Source organism: Streptomyces sudanensis, from assembly GCF_023614315.1.
Classification (GTDB): domain Bacteria; phylum Actinomycetota; class Actinomycetes; order Streptomycetales; family Streptomycetaceae; genus Streptomyces; species Streptomyces sudanensis.
The window spans coordinates 3,196,447-3,220,432 of the sequence record NZ_CP095474.1; the positions used below are offsets into that span (position 1 = coordinate 3,196,447).

The window sequence follows — 23,986 nt, forward strand, 5'->3', positions numbered from 1 at the left end:
GGCGATGGACGCACGTCGACGCAACCCGTACGAACTGACCGACGAGACCCCGGTGTACGTCATCTCGGTGGCGGCGCAGCTCAGCGGGCTGCACCCGCAGACGCTGCGCCAGTACGACCGGCTGGGGATCGTCTCCCCGGACCGTACGGCCGGCCGGGGCCGGCGCTACTCGGCCCGCGACATCGAGCTGCTCCGGCAGGTGCAGCAGCTGTCGCAGGACGAGGGCGTCAACCTGGCCGGGATCAAGCGGATCATCGAGCTGGAGAACCAGGTCACCGCGCTGGAGGCCCGCGTGGCGGAGCTGACCGCGGCCCTGGAGGGCGCGACGGTGGCGATGCGCCAGCGGGAGGCGCAGGTGCACGCCTCGTACCGGCGTGATCTGGTGCCCTATCAGGACGTCCAGCAGACCAGCGCCCTGGTGGTGTGGCGGCCGGCCGGCAGGCGCGGCGGCGAGTAGCCCCCGGAGGAAGGCGCCGGGAGCACCGGCGGACCCGTGTGAGGCCCCCTTCTCCGGAGGGGGCCTCACGCATGCCTGGCCGGGCGCCGGAGGGGCCGTGGCGGGGCGGCGGGTCAGCCGTGCCCGCGCACCTGCTCCCGGTCCCGGCCCGCCTCCGGGTCCGGGAAGTGGTCGTGGCCCTGCTCCTGGTCGAGGATGCCGGACCGGGCGATGAGGTAGCCGAGCTGGGCGCGGCTGCCGCTGCCGAGCGTGGACGCGAGCTTCGCGATGTGGGCGCGGCAGGTGCGGACGTTCATGCCGAGGCGGCGGGCGATGGCCTCGTCGACGTGGCCCTCGACGAGCAGCTTGGCGATGGAGCGCTGGATGCCGCTTATCCCGTTGAGGGCGGGCGCGTACGTGACGACCTCCTCCTCCCAGGGGATGCCGTGCTGCCAGAACTGGTCGAAGACGCCGACGAGGTACTGGACGAGCCCCTCGTGGCGCAGCTCCAGCGCGACCTGGCGGTCGCTGCGGGCCGGGATGAAGGCCACCTTGCGGTCGATGATGATCAACCGGTCGACGATCTCCTCCAGCGTGCGCACCTCCAGGCCGTACGGGGTGATCCGCTCGACGTATCCCATGGTCGCCGAGTGGTGCCGGGCCGTGTGCTGGTAGAGGGTCCGCATCCGGACACCGCGGCCGAGGAGGGGTTCCACCCGGCGCAGGGCGGCCTTGACGTTCTCGGGCCTGCGCCCGCTGCCGGGCTGGATCGTGAGGAGTTCGACCGCGCACTCCTCCGTCACGCGGTCGAGTTCGGCGTTGATGACGGCGAGCCCTTCGAGGACGTTGATCGCGTCGCTCGTGCAGGGGGTCGCCGCAGTGATCGTCATGAACGGCTCGAACGCGTCGGTGAGCGACAGCGCCCGCTGCCGCTGCTGCTGGATCTCCCGCTCGATGGGGTGGATCAGCTGGTTGAGGGCAATGGACGGGGGGACGGGGCGCAGCCACTGCGGGTCGTCCGGATCCGGGTGCAGCAGGGCGAGGTCGATGAGGCAGGGTGCCGCGTCGACCTCGGAGCGGGCTATCCGGCCGGCGCGCAGGGCGGCCGCGTACAGGTGCTTTCCGGCTTCACACAGCTCGTCGTGACTGTGCTCGGTTTCCGGACTGTCCGCCTTCGACCGCATCTGCACCCCCCTCAGGGTCCTGTATTTCAGGAACATGATGCCTGTATCGGCTGGTGGAAGCGTTCGGAGTGAGCCATCGTCGTAGACGCGGGGGAGGAGGTAAGGACAAAAAGAGGTGGAGATCGTCCATGACCAGGATGGTTCGTGCACTTAGCGTCATAGCTGTCGCCGCGGCGGCCGCGTGCGGTGTCGTCGACCTCAGCGGCGAACCGTCGTGGGAAACGGTGTCCTCGGGCAGTGTCGTCGCAGGTGAGCCCTCGTGGGAACTCGGACCGGCCGGCTCGTCCGAGCCCTCGTGGGAGGTCGCCCCGTCGAGCCCGCGCGAGCCCTCGTGGGAGAGCGCCGGATCCGCGCCGGCGGGTGCCGTCGCATGAACGTCCCCGACGACTCCCGCTTCCGCCGCGAGATGGCGTCCGCCTACCGGTCCGGGTGGCATTTCATCGACCTCGTCACCGCCGTCCCCCAGGGTGGCGATTCGTTGATGGTCACCCTCTTCGGCGAGCCGATCGTCATCACCCGCGGAGACGACGAGGACATCCGCGCCTACCGGTGCCTCCGCCGGCCGCGCGGCGCGCCGAAGCCCGTCCGTTGCGCCGTCCGCTACGGAATGATCTTCGTCAACCTCGACCAGCGTGACCATCAGCTGGTCGAGACCGAGACCACCACCGCCACCCCCCGCAGCGCCTGAGCGATTCCCCCGTCGTTCCAGATCGTTCAGGTGCTTCCCCCACACAGCGGCGCCATCGTGGACCTGAAACACGATGGCGCCGTTGTGCTGCGCGCGTACGGAACGGGCCGCGCCCCCGAAGCCGCGCACGCGCTCAGGCGCGCCCCATGGCCCGGGTGAGGGCGATCTCCACCACGACCCGGTCCGGGTTCGGCGCGGGGGTGCGGCCGTACCGCCGCGCGTACCGGGCGACGGCGTCCGCGACGGCCTCGGGCTCCGTGCGGATCGTCGCGCGGCCCTCCAGCGTCGCCCAGCGGCCCGCGTCCACCTGGCACACGGCGACCCGCGCCCCGCCGGGGCCGGCGGCCAGGATGTTGGCCACCTTCCGGCTGTTCCTGTTGGTGATCACGCGCGCCAGGCCCCGCTCGCCGCCCTCGGGGTCGTACGTCACGCCCACCGCCACGACGTGCGGGGTGCCGTCCGGGCGGAGGGTCGTCAGGGTGCACATGTGCCGCTCCCGCCAGAAGCTGACGTAGGAGGGGTCGGGGTTGCGCAGGTCGATGGCCATGGGCCGGAACCTACCGGCGGTCGCTGGCCTCCACCACCTTGAGTGGAATAGACTCAATTTTGTGGACGTTGGCTGAGTCAAAGCCGGTGTGCAGGCGCACCGGCACCCGAGGAGGACCAAGCACACGTGGACGCCGAGCTGACCAACAAGAGCCGGGACGCCCTCAACGCCGCCACCAGCCGCGCCGTGTCCGACGGACACCCGGACCTGACCCCGGCGCACCTGCTGCTGGCGCTGCTCTCCGGCCAGGACAACGAGAACCTCACCGACCTGCTCGCCGCCGTCGAGGCCGACCAGGCCGCCGTGCGCTCGGGCGCCGAGCGGCTCCTCGCCGCCCTCCCGAGCGTCACCGGGTCGACCGTCGCCCCGCCGCAGCCCAACCGCGACCTGCTGGCCGTCGTCGCCGACGCCCAGGCCCGCGCCCGGGAGCTCGGCGACGAGTACCTGTCGACGGAGCACCTGCTCATCGGCATCGCCGCCAAGGGCGGACCGGCCGGCGAACTGCTCACCCGGCAGGGCGCCGACGCGAAGAAGCTGCTGGCCGCCTTCACCGGCTCCCGCGGCACGCGCCGCATCACTACCCAGGACCCGGAGGGCCAGTACAAGGCACTGGAGAAGTTCGGCACGGACCTCACGGCCGCCGCCCGGGAGGGCAGGCTCGACCCGGTCATCGGCCGCGACCAGGAGATCCGCCGCGTCGTCCAGGTGCTGTCGCGGCGCACCAAGAACAACCCCGTCCTCATCGGCGAGCCCGGCGTCGGCAAGACCGCCGTCGTCGAGGGCCTCGCCCAGCGCATCGTGAAGGGCGACGTGCCCGAGTCGCTGCGCGACAAGCGGCTCGTCTCCCTCGACCTGGGCGCCATGGTCGCCGGGGCGAAGTACCGGGGCGAGTTCGAGGAGCGGCTGAAGACCGTCCTCTCCGAGATCAAGGAGAGCGAGGGCCGGATCGTCACCTTCATCGACGAGCTGCACACGGTCGTCGGCGCGGGCGCCGGCGGCGACTCCGCCATGGACGCCGGCAACATGCTCAAGCCGATGCTGGCCCGCGGCGAGCTGCGCATGGTCGGTGCCACCACGCTCGACGAGTACCGTGAGCGCATCGAGAAGGACCCGGCGCTGGAGCGCCGCTTCCAGCAGGTCCTGGTCGCCGAGCCGACCGTCGAGGACACGATCGCCATCCTGCGCGGTCTGAAGGGCCGGTACGAGGCCCACCACAAGGTGCAGATCGCGGACTCGGCACTGGTCGCCGCGGCGACGCTCTCCGACCGGTACATCACATCCCGCTTCCTCCCCGACAAGGCGATCGACCTCGTCGACGAGGCGGCCTCCCGGCTCCGGATGGAGATCGACTCGTCGCCCGTGGAGATCGACGAGCTGCAGCGCGCCGTCGACCGCCTCCGCATGGAGGAGCTGGCGCTGAAGAGCGAGACCGACCCCGCCTCCGTCCAGCGCCTGGAGAAGCTGCGCCGCGACCTCGCCGACAAGGAGGAGGAGCTGCGCGGTCTGACCGCCCGCTGGGAGAAGGAGAAGCAGGGCCTCAACCGCGTCGGTGAGCTGAAGGAGCGCCTCGACGACCTGCGCGGGCAGGCCGAGCGCGCCCAGCGCGACGGCGACTTCGACACGGCGTCCAAGCTGCTGTACGGGGAGATCCCGGCCGTCGAGCGGGAACTGGCCGCGGCGACGGAGGCGGAGGAGGAGGCCGCCAAGACGACCGGCGGCACCGACAAGATGGTCAAGGAGGAGGTCGGCCCCGACGACATCGCGGACGTGGTCGGCTCCTGGACCGGCATCCCCGCCGGGCGGCTCCTGGAGGGCGAGACGCAGAAGCTGCTCCGCATGGAGGAGGAGCTCGGCAGGCGCCTGATCGGGCAGGCCCAGGCGGTCCGGGCGGTCTCCGACGCCGTGCGCCGCACCCGCGCGGGCATCGCCGACCCCGACCGGCCGACCGGCTCGTTCCTCTTCCTGGGGCCGACCGGCGTCGGCAAGACGGAACTGGCCAAGGCGCTCGCGGACTTCCTCTTCGACGACGAGCGGGCGATGGTCCGCATCGACATGTCGGAGTACGGCGAGAAGCACTCCGTCGCCCGCCTCGTCGGCGCGCCCCCCGGGTACGTCGGCTACGAGGAGGGCGGCCAGCTGACGGAGGCGGTGCGCCGCCGCCCGTACAGTGTGATCCTGCTGGACGAGGTGGAGAAGGCCCACCCGGAGGTCTTCGACATCCTCCTCCAGGTCCTCGACGACGGCCGGCTCACGGACGGGCAGGGGCGGACGGTCGACTTCCGCAACACCATCCTGGTGCTCACCTCCAACCTGGGCAGCCACTTCCTGATGGAGCCGACGACGACGGAGGCGGAGAAGCGGGAGCAGGTCCTGGAGGTGGTCCGCGCCTCCTTCAAGCCGGAGTTCCTGAACCGGCTGGACGACATCGTGGTCTTCTCGGCCCTCACGCGCGACGAGCTCGCCCACATCGCGCGGCTCCAGATCGGCCGGCTGGCCCGCCGCCTCGCGGAGCGCCGCCTCACCCTGGACGTCACCCCGGCGGCCCTGGAGTGGCTCGCCGACGAGGGCAACGACCCGGCGTACGGCGCGCGGCCGCTGCGCCGCCTGGTCCAGACGGCCATCGGGGACCGCCTGGCGCGGGAGATCCTGTCCGGCGAGATCCGGGACGGCGACACGGTCCGCGTGGACCGGGAGGACGGCGACCTGTCGGTGGCGCCGGTCCGGTGATCCCCGCCGGCCCGTGCCGCGCCGCCACCCTGTCGGGGCGGCGGCGCGGCACGGACCGCGGTGGATCGGAGCCGTTCGGGGTTGCCACCGACGGGCCGGGATGGGGGAGGATGGCGGGTATCCGTACGAAGGGAATTACCCGGTGAGCATCGACCCGTCCTCGATTCCGAATTTCGGGGGACAGCCCCAGCCTCAGGCCGCAGGACCGGCGGGCCCCGTCGTCCCCGACCAGGACCTGGTGAAGCAGCTCCTGGAGCAGATGGAGCTCAAGTACGTCGTCGACGACGAGGGCGACCTCGCGGCGCCGTGGGAGGACTTCCGCACCTACTTCATGTTCCGCGGCGAGGCGGAGCAGCAGGTCTTCTCCGTGCGCACGTTCTACGACCGCCCGCACCCGTCCGAGGACCGCGCCAAGATCCTCGAACTCGTCGACGACTGGAACCGCCGCACCCTGTGGCCCAAGGTCTACACCCACCTCCACGAGGACGAGCAGGGCGGCGCCACCGTCCGGCTCATCGGCGAGGCGCAGATGCTCATCGGCATGGGCGTCAGCCTGGAGCACTTCGTGTCGTCGACCGTCAGCTGGGTCCGCGCGTCGATCGAGTTCGACAAGTGGATGGTGGAGCAGCTGGGCCTGGAGCCCGGTGAGGGCGGCGAGCCCGCCGAGGGCGACGAGGCCTGAGCGGCCCCGCGGCCCGCACGGCCGCGGTCCGACCGGAGGCGGTGGCCGCAGGAGGTCACCGCCCCGGCCGGAGGCGGGCGAGGCGGTCGGCCGCCTCCCGCAGCACCGCCTCCTTCTTGCAGAACGCGAACCGGACCAGCGTCCGCCCCGTGTCCGCGCGGTCGTAGAAGACCGCGTTGGGGACGGCGACGACCCCGCACCGCTCGGGCAGCGACCGGCAGAACGCGACCCCGTCCTCCTCGCCCAGCGCGGCGGCGTCCGCGGTGACGAAGTACGTGCCCCGCGACCGGTACACCGTGAAGCCGGCCGCCGCCAGCCCCGCGGCGAGGATGTCCCGCTTGCCCTCCAGGTCCGCCCGCAGCGTGTCGAAGTACGACTCCGGAAGCCGCAGCGCCTCCGCGACGGCGTACTGGAACGGCCCCGACGCCACGTACGTGAGGTACTGCTTCGCGGTGCGCACGGCGGCCGTCAGCTCGGGCGGCGCGGTCAGCCAGCCGACCTTCCAGCCCGTGAAGGAGAACGTCTTCCCGGCGGACGAGACGGTCACCGTGCGCTCCCGCATCCCCGGGAACGTCGCGATCGGCACGTGCTCCGCCCCGTCGAAGACCAGGTGCTCGTAGACCTCGTCGGTGACGACCAGCAGGTCCCGCTCGACGGCGAGCGCCGCGACGGCGGCCAGCTCCTCGCGGGTGAGGACGGTGCCGGTGGGGTTGTGCGGGGTGTTGAGCAGGAGGAGCCGGGTGCGGTCGGTGACGGCCGCCCGCAGTTCGTCCAGGTCGAGGACGAACCGGCCGCCCGCCGGGTCGGGGCGCAGCGGGACGGGGACGCGCGTGCCGCCCGCCATGGCGATGCACGCCGCGTACGAGTCGTAGTACGGCTCCAGGGCGATGACCTCGTCTCCCGGTTCCACCAGTGCCAGCAGGGCCGCGGCGATCGCCTCCGTCGCGCCCACGGTGACCAGGACCTCGGTGTCGGGGTCGTACTCGAGGCCGTACCGCCGCCGCTGGTGGTCGGCGATCGCGGTGCGCAGCTCCGGGACGCCGGGGCCGGGCGGGTACTGGTTGCCGAGGCCCTCGCGCAGGGCGCGGACGGCCGCCTCGCGGATCTCCTCGGGGCCGTCGGTGTCGGGGAATCCCTGGCCGAGGTTGATGGAGCCGGTGGCGGCCGCGAGGGCGGACATCTCGGCGAAGATCGTCGTGCCGAAGCCGGTGAGGCGGCGGTTGAGCGCTGCTCTGGTCATGGCGTCATCCTGGGGGCAAGCGGGAGCCGCCTCAAGGAGGGGCGCGCGGGCGGCCCGAACCTCTGGAGTTCCTCAAGTGCGGATTGGGCGTGTCGCCGGGGCGGGCATCTCCCGGGCACACATCACACGGGGAGAGGACACGGGATGGGACTGGCTGCGGTCATCGGGGTGATGGTGCTGGTGGGGCTCCTGGGAATCACCGTCGCCGTCGCGCGGGCGGGCGCCGGGGGGCGGAGCGGGAGCCGTCGGCGCGTCTCGTCGTCGTCCGGCGGGGGCGGCTGGTGGGCCGGGGACGGTTCGTCGTCGGACGGTGGTTCGTCGTCGGACGGGAGTTCGTCGTCGGGCGGGAGTTCGTCGTCGGACGGCGGTTCGTCGTGCGGCGGTGGTTGCGGCGGGGGCTCCTGAGACGAGGGGGGGAAAGTGTTCGACATGAGTGGGGCGATCGTGGTGTGCAGTGCGGTCCTGCTGCTCCTGACGGGGCTGGCGGTACTCATGGGGGGTCGCTCCCCGCAGGGCCACGGCAGTGGGGGCCGGGGCGGTGCGGCCAGTGACGCCGACGGGGCGGGCCCGTGGGCCGGCTCCGACGGCGACCCGTCCCGCGGCTGCGGGAGCGGCGACTGACGGACACGACGGCGACCGAAGGGCGCGGCCGGCCCGCAGTCCGGGCCGGCCGCGTAGGGATCCGGTGGGCATGGAGACCCGGGGGCATGGAGACCCGGTGGGCATGGAGACCCGGGGAGCCGGTGTTCGTCTGAACAAGGATTCCCCAATCCCCCCTGAAGGGTGAACAGTTGCGCCGCCAAGCGCTCTCGGGGGGCGGATTCGCGGCCGACTTGGTCAAAGGCGCTATGGGCAACACCGGTTCGTGGTTGGCTCGTTGTCGAGTGCTTCGAGCCCTCGGGCCCCGCGCGGGTTCCGAGCCGGTACCTCGATTCCCCGGAGCGTCTCGCGGGACGACGCCACCCCCCGGTCCACCGTCACGTCATCGTGCTTGCGGAGCTGACCCATGCTCACCACCCTTCAGACTGCGTACACCGACACGCGTGCGGCCGATCTGGCCTGGACGCTGGGGAGGGAGGCGCTTCCCGCCCTCGCCGTCCTCGACCTCGAACTGGGCGGGGCCAGGCTCCAGATGAGGCTCCTCGGGGCGTCCCACCAGGTGCTGCTGGAAGAGGGGGGCGCCACCTGCTCGGAGACGGTCGCCTGCATGCCCGGCAGCTCCACGCCGCTGCCCCTGGGCGTGGCCAGGCAGGTCGGCGGCCGGGAGTACGAGTTCGCGGCGCACGTGGAGGCGCTGTCGCCCGGGGCGTTCGCGGAACGCGCGCAGGAGCTGCTGGCACTCGTCGCGGATCACCCGCAGGGCCTGGCTGGTACGTTCCCGGGTTCGCCGCACGCGTTCACGGCCATGCTGGCGCAGCGGGACGGGGACCGGGTGCGGTGGCGCACCTGGCACGCGTACCCGCAGGAGAGGCAGCTGGTGGTGACCCGCACCAGTGTCGGGTTCGCGCCGCGGGACCGGCACCGCGGGCAGCCGCACGGGTGACCGCCGCGGGGAGCCGTACGGCGGGGGCGTCCGGGCGTCCCCGCACCTCGTCGGCCCGGCCTTCCGAGCGGGGCGCCGCAAGGGCCTCGTGAGGACGGCCCGCAGGTCCGCGCGCCGCGGTCCGCCGACTTCACGGCGGGCCGCGTACGGCGGGGGTGCGTGACGGTCCGGCGTGGGTAGGCTCGGCTGTCATGGAGCATGAGGTGTTCGTTCCGGTTCCCGTGCAGTCCCTCCGGGCCGTCCTGACGGACCCCGTGCGCGTCGCCCGCTGCGTCCCGGGACTCCAGCAGGACGCCGACGCGTCGGCGGATCCGCTGGCGGGCCGCCTCAAGGTGCGTGCCGGCGGGCAGACCGTCACCTACCGGGGCGCGCTGCACCTCGCCGTACGGGACGACGGCGGGTGCGGCCTGGAGGGCGAGGGCGTGGAGGCGCGCGGCAGCGGCGGGGTGAAGGTCACGCTCACCACCAGGCTCGTCCCCGCCGAGGGCGGCACCGTCCTGGCGTTCACCGGGACGGCGAGAGCGGAGGGCCGCCTGGCGGAACTCCCCGGTGACACGCTCGCGACGACGGCGCGCCGCCTCCTGGACCGCTTCGGCGAGGCCCTGGCGCAGGAGGCGGACCGGACACCGGGCGGCGGCGCGGACCTCGGCGGCCCGGATCTCGACGGCGTCGACCTGGGCGGCCCGGACCTCGGCGGTAGGGACCCTGGCGGCATCGACGGCCCGGACCTCGGCGGCGCGGACCTCGACGGCGTCGACCCGGACGGCCCGGACCTCGACGGCGTCGGCGACGGGGGATCCGGTGACGCCTCCGAGGGGCCGCCCGGGGTCTTCGGCGCGTCCGTTCCGCCCTCCTCGCTCGACCCGTTCGACGCGGACGACTTCCCGGTCGACGACACCGAACCGCCCGCCGAGGCCGCGCACGCCCGGCGGACGATGATCGGACGCAGCGCCGAGGAGGTCGACCACGCCCCGCCGCGCGGCCGGTACGCCCCCGTGCCGGGTCCCGACACGACCGCCGGGACCGGCGTGCTGCGCTGGCTTGCCCCCGCCGCCGCACTCGTCCTCGCCTCGGTGGTCGTCCTCGGCCGTGCGCTGCGCCGCCGGAGGCGGTCCCGGCGCACGTAAGGTCGGGTGGTGTGAGCATGAGCGAAGAGGTCCGGCTGGCCGCCGGAGACGTCGAGTTGACCATCGTGCCGGAGAACGGCTGCCGCATCGCGAGCCTGAAGGTGGCCGGCACCGAACTGCTGCGCCAGGGCGAGCGGTACGGCTGCTTCCCGATGGTCCCCTGGTGCGGGCGGACCGACCGGGGGCGGTTCCTGAACGGTGCGACACGGCACCGGCTGCCGCTCAACTCCCCGCCGCACGCCATCCACGGCACCGGCCGCGACACCGCCTGGCGCACGGCCCGCACCGGGGAGACGGAGGCGGCCTTCACCTACGACCTGGCCGAGCCGTGGCCGTACCCCGGCAGGGTCACCCAGACCTTCGAGCTGACCGACGCCGCACTCACCCTGAACCTGGGAGTCGAGACGTACGGCGACTCCTTCCCGGCGCAGGCCGGCTGGCATCCGTGGTTCAACCGCGTCCTCGACGGCAGCGCGGTCGAGATCGACTTCGCGCCCGAGTGGCAGGAGGAGCGCGGCGAGGACCACCTCCCCACCGGCCGCCGCGTCGAACCCCGGCCCGGGCCGTGGGACGACTGCTTCGGCATGCCGGACGGGGTGGACGTCACCCTCACCTGGCCGGAGCGCTTGGAGGTGAGGGTCACCAGCCGCGTCCCGTGGGTCGTCGTGTACGACGAGCAGGAGGCCGCCGTGTGCGTGGAACCGCAGTCGGGCCCGCCGAACGGGCTCAACACGGCACCGCGCCTCGTCACGCCCATCGACCCGCTGGAGATCGCCTCGACCTGGACGTGGCGCCGCCTCTGACACGGGGCCCGTCCGGGGCGGCTTAAGCTCGGGACATGGACGTACGAGCGAATCTGCTCCAGCAGATCAAGGACAAGGCCGTGGTGCACGGCAGGGTGACCCTCTCCTCGGGGCTGGAGGCCGACTACTACGTCGACCTCCGCCGGATCACGCTGGACGGCGCCGCCGCGCCGCTCGTCGGTCAGGTCATGCTCGACCTCACCGCCGACCTCGACTACGACGCGGTGGGCGGCCTGACCCTGGGCGCCGACCCGGTCGCCACGTCGATGCTGCACGCCGCCGCCGCGCGCGGTCGCGCACTGGACGCGTTCGTCGTCCGCAAGGCCGCCAAGGCGCACGGGATGCAGCGCCGTGTCGAGGGCCCGGACGTCAGGGGCCGCCGCGTGCTGGTGGTGGAGGACACCTCCACCACCGGCGGCTCCCCGCTGACGGCCGTGGAGGCGGTCCGGGAGGCGGGCGCCGAGGTCGTCGCGGTCGCCACGATCGTGGACCGCGCGACCGGCGCCGGCGAGAAGATCGCCGGTACGGCCGGTGTGCCGTACCGGTACGCCTACGCGCTGGACGAGCTGGGCCTGGCCTGAGGTTCCGCGACCCCGGAGGCGTGCGCCGTTTCACGTGAAACGGCGCACGCCTCCGGGCGTCCGGGGGGCGGGCTCCGNNGGGGCCCTTCTGGGAAGATGGGTGCGGCGATGACGTCGCCCCCAGGTCAGGGATCAGCCACGCAACCGCAGATCACAAGGAGCGGACAGATGCCCATCGCAACCCCCGAGGTCTACAACGAGATGCTCGACCGGGCGAAGGCAGGCAAGTTCGCCTACCCGGCCATCAACGTGACGTCGTCGCAGACCCTGCACGCCGCCCTGCGCGGTTTCGCGGAGGCGGAGAGCGACGGCATCATCCAGGTCTCGACCGGTGGCGCGGAGTTCCTGGGCGGGCAGCACAACAAGGACATGGTGACCGGTGCGGTCGCCCTGGCCGAGTTCGCGCACATCGTCGCCGCGAAGTACGACGTCACGGTCGCGCTCCACACCGACCACTGCCCGAAGGACAAGCTGGACGGCTACGTCCGCCCGCTGCTGGCCCTCTCCGCCGAGCGCGTCGCCAAGGGCGGGAACCCGCTGTTCCAGTCGCACATGTGGGACGGCTCCGCCGAGAACCTCGCCGACAACCTGGCGATCGGCCAGGAGCTGCTCGCCCAGGCCGCCGCCGCCAGGATCGTCCTCGAGGTCGAGATCACCCCGACCGGCGGTGAGGAGGACGGCGTCTCCCACGAGATCAACGACGAGCTGTACACCACCGTCGACGACGCGATCCGCACCGCCGAGGCCCTCGGCCTGGGCGAGAAGGGCCGCTACCTGCTGGCCGCCTCCTTCGGCAACGTCCACGGCGTGTACAAGCCGGGCAACGTCGTGCTCCGCCCCGAGCTGCTGAAGGACCTCCAGCAGGGCGTCGCCGAGCGCTTCGGCAAGGCCGACCCGTTCGACTTCGTCTTCCACGGCGGCTCCGGCTCCACGCAGGAGGAGATCTCCACGGCGCTGGAGAACGGCGTCGTCAAGATGAACATCGACACCGACACGCAGTACGCCTTCACCCGCCCGGTCGCGGACCACATGTTCCGGAACTACGACGGCGTCCTCAAGGTCGACGGCGAGGTCGGCTCGAAGAAGGCGTACGACCCGCGCACCTGGGGCAAGGCGGCCGAGGCGAGCATGGCCAAGCGTGTCGTCGAGGCGTGCCAGGCGCTGCGCTCGGCGGGTACGAGGCTGAAGTAGGCGCCACCGGGACCGCAGGCCGGGGGCCCGGCACCGTGCGGGGGCGCGGTGCCGGGCCCGCTCCGCAGGAGGGGAACATGGCGCACGAGACGACGTACGACTTCGACACGGTGGTCCCGATGGGCGGCACCGCCTCGTTCCAGTGGGATGTGCTGCCCGAGCTGTACGGGGAGCCGGACCTGCTCCCGTTCACCGTCTCCGACATGGACTTCCTCCTCGCGCCCGAGGTGCTGGACGCCGTCCGGCAGCGCGTCGAGCGGGGCGTCTTCGGCTACACCGACTGGCGGCACACCGGTTTCCCGGAGGCCGTACGGGACTGGTGGGCGACGCGCCACAGCGTCGCCGTCGACCCGGCGGCGCTGGTCTTCGGGCCGTCCGTGCTGAGCGAGCTGGCGCAGCTGCTGCGGATGTGGACGCGGCCCGGCGACGGGGTGGTGGCGCACGTCCCCACGTACGACGGCTTCCTCAAGGCGCTCGACGCGCACGGGCGGGAACTGCGGGGCGTCCCCGTCGGGGACACCGCCGCCCTGGAACGGGAACTGGCCCGGCCCGACAGCACGATGCTGCTGCTGTGCTCGCCGCACAACCCGACGGGCCGGGTGTGGACCGAGGCGGAGCTGGGGGACTTCGCGGCGCTGGCGGAGCGGTACGGCGTGGCGGTCGTCAGCGACGAGATCCACGCGGACCTGACGCACGACGGGCACCGGCACGTGCCGTGGACGGTCGTGGCGCCGGGGGGCACGCGCTGGGCGCTGATCACCTCCGGGTCCAAGGCGTTCAACTTCCCCGCGCTCAACGCCGCCTACGGGATCGTCGCCGATCCCGCGGACCGCGCCGAGTTCGAGCGGCGCACGGAGCGCGGCGAGGGCCTGAACTCGCCGTCCGCACTGGGCCTGGCCGCGCACACCGCCGCCTACCGGCACGGCGCGGCCTGGCTGGACCGGCTGCGCCCGTACGTGCTGGCCAACCTGCGGCTGCTGGCCGACCGGCTGGAGGACGCCTTCCCCGGACGCGCCCTGTACGCGCCGCCGCAGGCCGGGTACCTGGCGTGGCTGGACCTGCGCCCGCTGGGCGTGGACGACGAGGCGCTGAACGACGAACTGGTGGCCCGCGAGAAGGTCGCCGTACGGCCCGGAGCCACCTACGGCACGAAGGGGTTCGTACGGATCAACCTGGGCTGCCCGCGCGGCAAGGCCGAGCGGGGGATCGACGCGCTGGTCCGCACCCTGACCCGCATGGCGGCCTGACCGGCCGGCCGTAGCAGACTGGGGCCATGGCCATTCACGAGAACCTCCTGGGGGGACCGCCCCCCACCCACCTGCCCGATGACCCGGAGCCGCGCGAGCTGCTGGAGTCCGGGACCGCGCCCGAGGAGGTCGCCGCCAAGCATCCGGCGTCCTCGCTCGCCTGGGCCCGTCTCGCGGACGTGGCGTACGAGGGGGGCCGCGTCGTCGAGTCCTACGCCTACGCCCGCACCGGTTACCACCGGGGCCTGGACGCGCTGCGCCGCAGCGGCTGGAAGGGCCACGGCCCGGTGCCGTGGGAGCACGAGCCGAACCGCGGCTTCCTGCGCTCCCTGCACGCCCTGGCGCGGGCGGCGCGGGAGATCGGCGAGCAGGAGGAGTACGAGCGCTGCTCGGCGTTCCTGCGCGACTCCTCCCCGCTCGCCGCCGACACCCTCGGCTGAGGCCCCGCCGCCGCGGGCCCGTCGCCGCCGGGCCCGCGGTGTGGCGGAGGAGCCCGTTACATCGCCGGGGCGTTCATGTCATGATGCGACCGGGACCGAGGCGCGGATCACGCCCGGTCCCGAGGGGACCGGGGCTCCACCACACAGAGAAGGAGCGGACCGCTACCCGGTAGCACGCATTGACGGAGACAGCGATGTCTACTTCGCCTACCCCCCCTACTGCCCCCGAGACCGGTTCGGACATGCCGAACCTGGACTTCGCGGGCACCACGCCCTACGAGGACTACGTCCAGGCGGACGTCCTCACCCACCTCCAGCACCTGCGCTCCGACGACCCCGGAGAGATGGTGTTCCTGGTGACCACCCAGGTGATGGAGCTGTGGTTCACCGTCATCGTCCACGAGTGGGAGACCGCGAGCCGCGCGCTCGGCGAGGACCGGATCCCCGACGCGATGGAAGCCCTGCGCCGCTCGACGCACGAGCTGGAGGCGCTGAACGCCTCCTGGAACCCGATCGCCCGCCTCACGCCCGGGCAGTTCAACCGGTACCGCTCCGCGCTCGGCGAGGGCTCCGGCTTCCAGTCGGCGATGTACCGCCGCCTGGAGTTCCTGCTCGGCGACAAGTCCGCGTCCATGCTGGTGCCGCACCGGGGCACGCCCCGCGTCCATGCCGAGCTGGAGAAGGCGCTCGCCGAGCCCAGCCTGTACGACGAGGTGCTGCGGCTGCTGGCGCGGCGCGGGCTGCCCGTGCCGGCGGAGGTCCTGGAGCGGGACCTGACGCAGCGGTACGAGCCGTCGCAGCAGGTCGAGGAGGTCTGGGCCGCGCTGTACGCCTCCCCGGAGGACCACCGCGACCTGGTCGAGCTGGGCGAGGCGCTCACCGACGTGGCCGAACTGGTGTGGCGCTGGCGCAACGACCACCTGGTCGCCACCCGCCGTGCGATGGGTTCCAAGACCGGTACGGGCGGCTCCGCCGGGGTCGCCTGGCTGGAGAAGCGGGCCCGCAAGAACGTGTTCCCCGAGCTGTGGACGGCGCGCAGCCATGTCTGACGCCCTGCGGACCACCGACGGCCGGGACGTCCCGGCCGCCCCGGCCCTGGCGGCGCGCGCCGCCGAGCTGGACGCCGCCGACCCGCTGGCGAAGCGGCGCGACCTGTTCGCGCTCGACGAGGGCGCGGTCTACCTCGACGGCAACTCGCTCGGCGCGCTGCCCCGCCACGTACCGGCCCGGATGGCGCACGTCGTCGCCCACGAGTGGGGCGAGCTGCGCATCCGCTCGTGGGACGAGAGCGGCTGGTGGACCGCGCCGGAGCGGATCGGCGACCGGATCGCCCCGCTCGTCGGCGCGGCGCCGGGCCAGGTCGTCGTCGGCGACTCGACCAGCGTGAACGTCTTCAAGGCGCTGGTCGGCGCCGTGCGCATGGCCGGCGACGACCGGGACGAGATCGTCGTGGACGCGACGACGTTCCCCACGGACGGGTACATCGCCGAGTCCGCCGCCCGGATGACCGGCCGCCGCCTGGTGCCCGTGGCGCCGGGCGACGTGCCGGCCGCGGTCGGGCCGCGCACCGCCGCCGCGCTCGTCAACCACGTCGACTACCGCACCGGACGCCTCCACGACCTGCCCGGCATCACCGCCGCCGTGCGGGACGCGGGCGCCCTCGCGGTGTGGGACCTGTGCCACAGCGCGGGCGCCCTCCCCGTCGACCTGGACGCGAACGGCGTCGACCTGGCCGTGGGCTGCACGTACAAGTACCTCAACGGCGGGCCCGGCTCCCCCGCGTACCTGTACGTCGCGCAGCGCCACCAGGAGCGCTTCGACTCGCCGCTGCCCGGCTGGAACTCGCACGCGGACCCGTTCGCGATGTCCCCGGGCTACGCGGCGGTGGACGGCGCGCGGCGCGGCAGGGTCGGCACGCCCGACATCCTGTCGATGCTGGCGCTGGAGGCGGCGCTCGACGTGTGGGACGGGGTGTCGGTGCACGAGGTGCGGGCCAAGAGCCTCGCGCTGACGGACTTCTTCCTGGAGTGCGTCGGCGCGTACGTCCCCGAGGGGCGGCTCACCTCCCTCACCCCGGCCGCGCACGCGGAGCGCGGCAGCCAGGTCGCGCTGTCCTGCGACGACGCGCCCGTCGTCATGGCGCGGCTGATCGAGCGCGGTGTCGTCGGCGACCTGCGCCGTCCCGACGTGCTGCGGTTCGGCTTCACCCCGCTGTACGTCGGCTTCGCCGACGCCGAGCGCGCGGCCCGCGTGCTCGCGGAGGTGTGCGCCGGGCGGTAGCCCGCCGTTCGACCCGGCCTGCGGAGACCCTCGCCCCGGCGCGGTCGCCGCAGGCCGGGCCGGTTTGGACCCGTCACCGAAAGGCTGAGCAGCATGCCCGACCCCGCCGCTCCCGATGCCGCCGCTCGCGATGCCGCCGCTCGTGACGCGGCCGAGGAGGCGTCGGCCCTGTCGCACCCGGCCGTCGCGCCCGACGCCACCGCCCCGTACGGCGCGCACCCCGATCAGGTCGTGGACTTCTACGCGCCCCGTGACCGGAGCGGCCGGGTCCCGCTCGTCGTCGTCCTGCACGGCGGCGCCTGGCGGGCGCCGTACGACCGGTGGCACGTCTCCCCCTTCGCGGACCGCCTCGCCCGCCGCGGCTTCGCCGTCGCCAACGTCGAGTACCGGCGCGGCGCCGCCCTCCCCGCGCCCTCGGGCGCCGAACCGGTGGCGGGGCGGTGGCCCGAGACGTTCGACGACGTCGCGGCGGCACTGGACGCGCTGCCCGCGCTGGCCGCCGAGCACCTGCCGCAGGCGGACCCGCGCCGCACCGTCGTCACCGGCCACTCCGCCGGGGGCCACCTCGCGCTGTGGGCCGCCGCCCGGCACGTCCTGCCCGCCGGGTCGCCGTGGCGGCGGCCGGAACCGCCCGAGCTGCGCGGTGTCGTCGCGCTCGCGCCGATCGCGCACTTCGGGCGGGCCGTGGAGCTGGGCGTGTGCGGCGGCGCCGTGACGCAGCTCCTGGGCGGTGAGGAGGGCTTCGAGGAGCGGGCCGCGTCGGCGGATCCCGCCGTCCTGCCGCCCACGGGCATCGCCACCGTCGTCGTGCAGGGCCGCGAGGACACCGTGGTGCCGCTGCCGGTCGCCGAGGCGTACGCCGAGGCGGCCGCGCGGGCGGGCGGCGCGGTCGGACTGACCGTACTGGACGGCGTGGGGCACTTCCCGCTGATCGACCCGGCGGCGGACGCGTGCGGCGTGGTCGCGGAGAAGATCACCCGGCTCGCCCGGTGACGGCGCGATCCGGCCGGTTCGGCCGCCGGTCGGCCCTCGCCCGTTCCGGCCCGTGGCCGGTCCTCCGTCCGGCGCGGGCGGGAGGGTCCCGGGGCGGTCCGCGCCGGGCACGTCGCCGTGGAACGGGGCACGGCTTTCCGTACGAGGACCTCGTACTCCGGTAGGGGGTCCTCCAGGCCGGTTCTCCCCTCGGGCGCCCGGCGGGGGGCCTCCGGCACGGGGCCCCGCACGGGTCTGCCCCTACGGGCCCTGCGGCGCGGGCCCTCCGGCAGGGGGTCCGCCGGGATGCGAGAAGGCGCGGCGGCCTTCTCGTCAGGGAGCCCCGTAGTACTCAGGGGGGACATCGGGAAACCCTCTCCAGTCCGACGCCGTGCGGCGGTCGCGCCCGTACGGTGACTCTCGTGACCGAGACGACGCAGCGCATCGCTCCGGCCGGCCGCAGCCCCGAGTTCCGCTACGCGGCGGAGATGCTCCGGGGACTGCGCGAGGACCTCCTGCGGGACGCCCTCGCCTACCGGCCCCTTTCACCCCTGGCCGCGGACGGCCCCGTCCTCCGGCGGCTGCCCGACAGGCTGCGCCGGTACGGCGTGTGGGCCCCGCACGCCGTGGTCGGGGCGGGAGCCCTGCTGGTCTTCGCCATCGGGTACAGCACGACGGACTTCTTCCTCGCCGGGCTCCTCCCGGCGGTGGCCGTGCTGATGACGCTGGTCCGGCCGGTCGCCGCGTTCTGGACGTCGCTGTCGGCCGCGACGGCGTACGCGTTCGTCGCCGGCGGGGGTGGGCCGTGGCTGCCCGTCACCTTCCTCACGCAGATCCTGGTCATGACGGTCGTCGCGGCCCGGAGCCGGCCCCGCGCGGGGGCGTGGATGTGGGTGGTCACCGGCGTGTACGGGGTGTGCGTCGAGGGCCTGTTCGGCGGTTGGTACGGCGGTGCCAGCACGCCGGAGCTGCTGTTCTTCGCCGCGATGGCCCTGCTCGTCGTCACCGTGTGGCACGTGCGGCGCGCGGCGCGGGAGGAGGTGACGGCGCAGCGGACCGCCACCGCGCAGGAGCGGTCGATGCGCACCCTGCTGGAGGAGCGCACCACGATCGCGCGGGAGCTGCACGACGTGGTCGCCCACCACATGTCGGTCGTCGCCATCCAGGCGGAGGCCGCCCCGTACCGGGTGGAGAACCCGCCGCCCGAGCTGGAGCAGGCGTTCCTGACGATCCGGGAGAACGCGGTGGCCGCGCTGACCGAGTTGCGGCGCGTCCTCGGCGTCGTCCGCGCGGAGGACTACGAGGCGCCCGAGGCCCCGCAGCCCACCCTCGCCGATCTGGACCGGTTGATAGCCAACGTCCGCGACGCCGGGCTGGGCGTCGAGAAGGTGGTGACCGGCGCGGTGCGGGAACTGCCGCAGGGCGTGGAGCTGTCCGCGTACCGCATCGTGCAGGAGGCCCTGTCGAACGTGCTGCGGCACGCGCCGGGCGCGGCGGCCCGCGTGGAGGTCGGCTACGTGCTGGGCGGACTGGGGCTGCGGGTCGTGAACGGCCCGCCGCGCGGCCTGGTCAAGCCGTCGCCGGGTGCCGGGCACGGCATCACCGGCATGCGGGAGCGGGTCGCGATGCTCGACGGCGAGCTGACGGCGGGGGCGACGGAGGACGGCGGGTACGAGGTGGCGGCGTTCATACCGGTGGCGCGGGACGGGGCGGCATGACGATCCGGGTCCTGGTCGTGGACGACCAGATGATGGTGCGGGAGGGTTTCTCCGTCCTGCTGAACGCGATGCCGGGCATCGAGGTGATCGGCGAGGCGGTCGACGGCCGCGAGGCGGTCGCGCGGGCCGCGGTGCTGCGGCCGGACGTGGTGCTGATGGACATCCGCATGCCGGAGATGAACGGCATCGACGCGACACGGGAGATCGTCGCGGCGGACGGCGACGCGAAGGTGCTCGTACTGACCACCTTCGACCTGGACGAGTACGTGTACCAGGCGCTGCGCGCCGGGGCGTCCGGGTTCCTGCTGAAGGACGCGTCGGCGCAGCAGCTGGCGGACGGGGTGCGCGTGGTGGCGGCGGGGGAGGCGCTGCTGGCGCCCACGGTGACGAAGCGGCTGATCACCGAGTTCGCCAAGCGCGTGGAGTCGCCGCGGTCAGCGGCGCTGTCCCAGGTCGGTGCCCTGACGGAACGGGAGGTGGAGGTCCTGGTACTGATCGCGCAGGGCCTGTCGAACGCGGAGATCGCGGCGCGCCTGGTGGTGGCGGAGTCCACGATCAAGACGCACGTGAGCCGGATCCTGGTGAAGCTGGGCCTTCGCGACCGCACCCAGGCCGCGGTCTTCGCCTACGAGGCCCGCCTGGTGACCCCCGGCTGAGCACCGCCCCGGTACGGTGCGCCCGGCCGGACGTCGCGTATCCGGCGCGGTGCCCCCGGTCCGGCGTCCTGGGCCCGGCGTGATGCGGGAACGGACGGTCCCGGTCCCGGGGCGGTGATCGCCCGGCCCCTTCGACGGCGAGTCGGACTTCGGCGGGACGGCGGGGACGGGCCGGGACGGCGGGACGGACCGGCCTGTTCCCGCTTCCCGCTTCCGGCTTCCGGCTTCCGGCTTCCCGCTTCCGGAGGATCTCCGCTCGGCCGCGTGCGGCACTTCGCCCCGATGGCCGGCCGGTGCCCCGCCGGTGGCCGGCCCGTCACCCCGCGGGCCCGCCGCACCGGCCTCCGCCCGACAGCCGTACGTCCCGCCCACCGGTCTCGCTTCCGTCCTGTCCCCATGCCGTACGTCCCGCCCACCGGTCTCGCTTCCGTCCTGTCCCCATGCCGTACGTCCCGCCCACCGGTCTCGCTTCCGTCCTGTTCCCATGCCGTACGTCCCGCCCACCGGTCTCGCTTCCGTCCTGTTCCCATGCCGTACGTCCCGCCCACCGGTCTCGCTTCCGTCCCGTCCCCATGCCGTACGTCCCGCGCCGTGCACCGGGCCTTCGGCCCGTGCCCGGTGGGGCCCGCGGGGACGGCCGGCCCGTGGGAGCGGAGGCCCGTGTGAACGACGGCCCTTGTCGGTGGCGGCCCGTACGGCCCGCGGTCCGTACAAGCGGCGGCCGTGCGAACCGCGGGCCACACGAACCGCACCCGGTACGAGCCGCCGGCCGGAGAGCCTCCGGTCAGGGGGTGACGACATCCCGGCGCCGCAGTCCCGCGAGCCCCGCCGCGACCAGCACCGCCGCTCCGGCCAGCAGGGCCAGCACCGGCCGCCACGCCATGTCGGCGCCGGGCAGCTTCGGCAGGTGCCCGAACGGCGACAGGTTCAGCACGGCCTGCGGCAGGTCCAGCGCCGGACCGATCCAGCCGATCGCGACCGCGAGACCGGCCACGCCCCACGCCGCGACCGCGGCCTTCGGGAAGGCGCCGTGCAGCAGTACCGCCACCGCGCCCAGCAGCCACACGGCGGGCAGCTGCACGGCCGCAGCGCCCATCACTCCGGTGAGGTCCCGCCCGTACGAGAGGTACATTCCGGCCCCGGCCGCGCACAGCAGCAGGCTGGACCCGGCGAATGCGATCACCAGGTGCCCGGCCGCCCAGCGCACCCGGCCGACCGGGCTCGCCAGGAGCGGTTCGGCGCGCTGCGAGGTCTCCTCGCCGTGCAGCCGCAGCACCGACCCGACCGCGTACAGCGAGGCGATCATCCCGAACAGGCCCAGCAGCGCGCTCAGGAACGCGTCGCCGATGGCCCGGGCGCCGCCCATCCGCTCGAAGATCTGCCGCGCCCGCTCGTTGTCCCCGACCAGGTCGGCGGCGCCCTCGACCATCCCGCCGAACACGAGGCCCGCGAGGAGGAACCCGGCCGCCCACCCGGCGAGCCCGCCCCGCTGGAGCCGCCAGGCCAGCGCGCCCGCCGTGGCGAGCCGCCCCTCGGCGGGCCCGGGCCGGGTCGGCAGGAAGCTCATCCCGACATCGCGGCGCCCGGTCAGCCCGTACGCGAGGAAGCCCTGCACCAGCACGGCGGCGACCGACAGCAGCAGTACCCACCAGCGGTCCCCGGCGAACGCCCGGACGTTCTCCGCCCAGCCGACCGGTGAGAGCCACGTCAGGAGCGAACCACCCCCGGCGTCACCCGCGTCGCCCGCCGCGCGCAGCACGAACGCGACGCCCAGCACCCCGGCCGTGAGGCCCTTCGCGAGCCGGGCGCTCTCCGTCAGCTGCGCCGCGACGGCCGCCATCGTGGCGAACACCATGCCGGTCAGCCCGACCGCCAGGCCCAGCGCGAGCGCACCGCCCGCACCCCGCCCGGCCAGGCCGACGGTGACGATCAGCGCCAGCGCGGTGTCGGCGACCAGCGCGGCGAGCAGCGCGGCGGTCAGCGGTGCCCGCCGCCCCACCACGGCGGCCGACAGCATCTCCTGGCGGCCGGTCTCCTCCTCCTCGCGGGTGTGCCGGACGACGATGATCAGGCTCATCACGGCCGCGAGGACCGACGCGAACACCCCGAACCGCCAGGCGACCAGCGCGCCGACCGAGTCCCCGTACACCGGCCCGTACAGGGATCGCAGCGAGCTGTTGGCCGTCATCGACGTGGCGACCTGGGCGCGGTCGGCGGCGGTCGGGTAGAGGGCGTCGATCGACCCGGCACCGCTGACCACGACCACGCCGAGGGCCAGCACCCACACGGGCAGCATCACCCGGTCGCGGCGCAGCGCGAGGCGCAGCAGCGCGCCCGTACCGGCCAGGTGGCGCGGGCCGCCGGCCGCCGTGGGCGGGGCGGCGGCCCTGGTGGTGGTGGCGCTCACCGGGCCACCGCCTCGTCTTCGTAGTGGCGCAGGAACAGCTCCTCCAGGGTGGGCGGCGCGCTGGTCAGCGACCGCACGCCCGCCTCGGTGAGGCAGCGCAGCACCGCGTCGAGCCGGTCCGTGTCGGCCTGGAGCCGTACGCGGTTGCCCTCGACTCGCAGGTCGTGGACGCCGGGCAGCTGTGAGAGCCCGTTCGGTGGGGCGGCCAGCTCGGCTTCCACACTGGTGCGGGTCAGGTGGCGCAGCTCGGCGAGCGACCCGGACTCGACGGTGCGGCCCTTGCGGATGATGCTCACCCGGTCGCAGAGGCTCTCCACCTCGCTGAGGATGTGCGACGACAGCAGGACCGTGCGGCCCCGGTCCCGTTCCTCCCGGACGCACGTCTGGAAGACGCCCTCCATCAGCGGGTCGAGGCCGCTGGTCGGCTCGTCCAGGACCAGCACGTCCACGTCGGACGCGAAGGCGGCGACGAGGGCGACCTTCTGCCGGTTGCCCTTGGAGTACGTGCGGCCCTTCTTCGTCGGGTCCAGTTCGAACCGTTCGAGCAGCTCGGCGCGGCGCGCCCTGTCCAGGCCGCCGCGCAGCCTGCCGTACAGGTCGATCACCTCGCCGCCGGACAGGTTGCGCCAGAGCGTCACGTCACCGGGGACGTAGGCCACGCGACGGTGCAGTTCGACGGCGTCCTGCCAGGGGTCGCGGCCGAGGAGGCGGGCGGTGCCGGAGTCGGCCCGGAGCAGTCCGAGGAGGATCCGGATGGTAGTCGACTTGCCGGAGCCGTTGGGGCCGAGGAAGCCGTGGACCTCGCCGGTGGCGACGGTCAGGTCGAGGCCGGTGAGCGCGCGGGCACGCCCGAAGGACTTGTGCAGTCCGGTGACGGTGATGGCGTTCGTCATGGTTCGACGCTACGCCTTCTTTCACAGATTTGTGAAGTTAAGAAAGTGTATAAAATCGGCCGGATCCACGGACGACGGGAGACGATGGGCGCATGGGGACCGATGACCGGCTCGCGGAGCGGCCGGAGCGTGATGAGGAGGCGGTGGGCCGCTTCGTCGAGCGCTTCGCCGGGGAGCTGGCGCAGGCCGGGATGCAGCGCATGGCGGCCAGGGTCTTCGCCGCGCTCCTCGCCTCGGAGGAAGCGGCCCTGACCGCAGCCGAGCTGGGCGAGCGGCTGCGGATCAGCCCGGCCGCCGTCTCGGGCGCGGTGCGCTACCTGGCGCAGGTCGACATGATCGGCCGCGAGCGCGACCCGGGTTCCCGCCGTGAGCGGTACGTACTCCACGAGGGCATGTGGTACGAGGTGTTCACCCGCCGCGACGAGGTGCTGGTCCGCTGGCGGAAGACCCTCCGCGAGGGCGCCGAAACCCTCGGGACGGACACGGCGGCGGGGGAGCGGCTGGCGGAGACGGCGGAGTTCTTCGAGTTCCTCCACGACGAACTGCTCCAGATCATGGCCCGCTGGCGCGAACGCAAGTCCGCGAGCCCGCCGTCCTCCGCCTGAAGGGCTGGGGCCCCGACGG

General features: G+C 73.7%; 24 protein-coding genes. 19 read left to right on the plus strand and 5 right to left on the minus strand.

Annotated features, from left to right (window positions below):
• Window positions 1-4: 4 nt before the first annotated feature.
• A complete protein-coding gene (locus tag MW084_RS14900; protein ID WP_010471738.1) occupies window positions 5-457 on the plus strand; it encodes a heat shock protein transcriptional repressor HspR in 453 nt (150 codons plus the stop codon).
• Window positions 458-570: 113 nt separating this feature from the next.
• On the opposite strand, the gene MW084_RS14905 is transcribed toward MW084_RS14900, so the two are convergent.
• Window positions 571-1,656, minus strand: coding sequence for a helix-turn-helix transcriptional regulator (locus MW084_RS14905; RefSeq protein ID WP_255129612.1), 1,086 nt, complete (start codon window positions 1,654-1,656; stop codon window positions 571-573).
• Between the two features lie 334 nt (window positions 1,657-1,990).
• On the opposite strand from MW084_RS14905, the gene MW084_RS14910 reads away from it, so the two are divergent.
• Window positions 1,991-2,308 carry a Rieske (2Fe-2S) protein gene (locus MW084_RS14910; RefSeq protein WP_010471742.1) on the plus strand — a complete coding sequence of 106 codons (318 nt, stop codon included), beginning with the start codon at window positions 1,991-1,993 and terminating at the stop codon, window positions 2,306-2,308.
• 133 nt (window positions 2,309-2,441) lie between these two features.
• On the opposite strand, the gene MW084_RS14915 is transcribed toward MW084_RS14910, so the two are convergent.
• Window positions 2,442-2,855 carry a pyridoxamine 5'-phosphate oxidase family protein gene (locus MW084_RS14915; RefSeq protein ID WP_010471744.1) on the minus strand — a complete coding sequence of 138 codons (414 nt, stop codon included), beginning with the start codon at window positions 2,853-2,855 and terminating at the stop codon, window positions 2,442-2,444.
• A gap of 126 nt (window positions 2,856-2,981) precedes the next feature.
• Between MW084_RS14915 and clpB the strand changes: the two genes are divergently transcribed.
• Both clpB and MW084_RS14925 read left to right on the plus strand, forming a co-directional pair.
• On the plus strand, window positions 2,982-5,582 hold the full coding sequence (gene clpB, locus MW084_RS14920; RefSeq protein WP_010471746.1) for an ATP-dependent chaperone ClpB: 2,601 nt from the start codon (window positions 2,982-2,984) through the stop codon (window positions 5,580-5,582).
• 142 nt (window positions 5,583-5,724) lie between these two features.
• Window positions 5,725-6,264, plus strand: a complete 540-nt coding sequence (locus MW084_RS14925) for a type III secretion system chaperone family protein (RefSeq protein ID WP_029553588.1) — start codon at window positions 5,725-5,727, stop codon at window positions 6,262-6,264.
• Between the two features lie 55 nt (window positions 6,265-6,319).
• Here the strand turns inward: MW084_RS14925 and MW084_RS14930 are convergent, their stop codons facing one another.
• Entirely contained in the window at window positions 6,320-7,504 is a 1,185-nt protein-coding gene (locus MW084_RS14930) for a pyridoxal phosphate-dependent aminotransferase (protein WP_010471750.1), read from the minus strand.
• A 144-nt stretch (window positions 7,505-7,648) separates the two neighbouring features.
• Here MW084_RS14930 and MW084_RS14935 point away from each other — a divergent pair, with 144 nt between their 5' ends.
• From MW084_RS14935 to MW084_RS15000, 14 genes are all read left to right on the plus strand, one after another.
• Window positions 7,649-7,909, plus strand: coding sequence for a hypothetical protein (locus MW084_RS14935; protein WP_086024588.1), 261 nt, complete (start codon window positions 7,649-7,651; stop codon window positions 7,907-7,909).
• A gap of 24 nt (window positions 7,910-7,933) precedes the next feature.
• Window positions 7,934-8,125 carry a hypothetical protein gene (locus MW084_RS14940; RefSeq protein ID WP_158684339.1) on the plus strand — a complete coding sequence of 64 codons (192 nt, stop codon included), beginning with the start codon at window positions 7,934-7,936 and terminating at the stop codon, window positions 8,123-8,125.
• A gap of 385 nt (window positions 8,126-8,510) precedes the next feature.
• Window positions 8,511-9,047, plus strand: coding sequence for a DUF2617 family protein (locus MW084_RS14945; RefSeq protein WP_010471753.1), 537 nt, complete (start codon window positions 8,511-8,513; stop codon window positions 9,045-9,047).
• Window positions 9,048-9,238: 191 nt separating this feature from the next.
• Window positions 9,239-10,174, plus strand: coding sequence for an SRPBCC domain-containing protein (locus MW084_RS14950; protein ID WP_010471757.1), 936 nt, complete (start codon window positions 9,239-9,241; stop codon window positions 10,172-10,174).
• Between the two features lie 11 nt (window positions 10,175-10,185).
• Complete coding sequence (locus tag MW084_RS14955) at window positions 10,186-10,977, plus strand: aldose epimerase family protein (protein ID WP_029553589.1); 792 nt, start codon at window positions 10,186-10,188, stop codon at window positions 10,975-10,977.
• A gap of 35 nt (window positions 10,978-11,012) precedes the next feature.
• On the plus strand, window positions 11,013-11,558 hold the full coding sequence (gene pyrE / locus MW084_RS14960; protein ID WP_010471761.1) for an orotate phosphoribosyltransferase: 546 nt from the start codon (window positions 11,013-11,015) through the stop codon (window positions 11,556-11,558).
• Window positions 11,559-11,666: 108 nt separating this feature from the next.
• On the plus strand, window positions 11,667-12,749 hold the full coding sequence (gene fbaA, locus MW084_RS14965) for a class II fructose-bisphosphate aldolase (protein WP_255119573.1): 1,083 nt from the start codon (window positions 11,667-11,669) through the stop codon (window positions 12,747-12,749).
• Between the two features lie 77 nt (window positions 12,750-12,826).
• On the plus strand, window positions 12,827-13,996 hold the full coding sequence (locus tag MW084_RS14970; protein WP_275563632.1) for a MalY/PatB family protein: 1,170 nt from the start codon (window positions 12,827-12,829) through the stop codon (window positions 13,994-13,996).
• 26 nt (window positions 13,997-14,022) lie between these two features.
• The gene (locus MW084_RS14975) at window positions 14,023-14,436 is read left to right on the plus strand and encodes a DUF3151 domain-containing protein (RefSeq protein WP_010474344.1); all 414 of its coding nucleotides are present in this window, start codon (window positions 14,023-14,025) and stop codon (window positions 14,434-14,436) included.
• A gap of 194 nt (window positions 14,437-14,630) precedes the next feature.
• Window positions 14,631-15,485, plus strand: a complete 855-nt coding sequence (locus tag MW084_RS14980) for a tryptophan 2,3-dioxygenase family protein (protein ID WP_029553784.1) — start codon at window positions 14,631-14,633, stop codon at window positions 15,483-15,485.
• On the plus strand, window positions 15,478-16,716 hold the full coding sequence (kynU, locus tag MW084_RS14985) for a kynureninase (protein WP_010474342.1): 1,239 nt from the start codon (window positions 15,478-15,480) through the stop codon (window positions 16,714-16,716). The genes MW084_RS14980 and kynU overlap by 8 nt, the downstream gene beginning before the upstream one ends.
• A 93-nt stretch (window positions 16,717-16,809) precedes the next feature.
• Window positions 16,810-17,709 (plus strand): alpha/beta hydrolase, encoded by a 900-nt coding sequence (locus MW084_RS14990; protein WP_010474341.1) that lies wholly within the window; start codon window positions 16,810-16,812, stop codon window positions 17,707-17,709.
• Between the two features lie 401 nt (window positions 17,710-18,110).
• Window positions 18,111-19,406: a sensor histidine kinase gene (locus tag MW084_RS14995; protein WP_010474340.1), complete on the plus strand. Its 1,296-nt coding sequence runs from the start codon at window positions 18,111-18,113 to the stop codon at window positions 19,404-19,406.
• Window positions 19,403-20,062 carry a response regulator gene (locus MW084_RS15000; protein WP_010474339.1) on the plus strand — a complete coding sequence of 220 codons (660 nt, stop codon included), beginning with the start codon at window positions 19,403-19,405 and terminating at the stop codon, window positions 20,060-20,062. The genes MW084_RS14995 and MW084_RS15000 overlap by 4 nt, the downstream gene beginning before the upstream one ends.
• 784 nt (window positions 20,063-20,846) lie before the next feature.
• On the opposite strand, the gene MW084_RS15005 is transcribed toward MW084_RS15000, so the two are convergent.
• Both MW084_RS15005 and MW084_RS15010 read right to left on the minus strand, forming a co-directional pair.
• Window positions 20,847-22,469, minus strand: coding sequence for an ABC transporter permease (locus tag MW084_RS15005; RefSeq protein ID WP_010474338.1), 1,623 nt, complete (start codon window positions 22,467-22,469; stop codon window positions 20,847-20,849).
• Entirely contained in the window at window positions 22,466-23,362 is an 897-nt protein-coding gene (locus MW084_RS15010; RefSeq protein WP_010474336.1) for an ABC transporter ATP-binding protein, read from the minus strand. The genes MW084_RS15005 and MW084_RS15010 overlap by 4 nt, the downstream gene beginning before the upstream one ends.
• Before the next feature lie 92 nt (window positions 23,363-23,454).
• Between MW084_RS15010 and MW084_RS15015 the strand changes: the two genes are divergently transcribed.
• A complete protein-coding gene (locus tag MW084_RS15015) occupies window positions 23,455-23,967 on the plus strand; it encodes a GbsR/MarR family transcriptional regulator (RefSeq protein ID WP_010474334.1) in 513 nt (170 codons plus the stop codon).
• Window positions 23,968-23,986 lie beyond the last annotated feature (19 nt).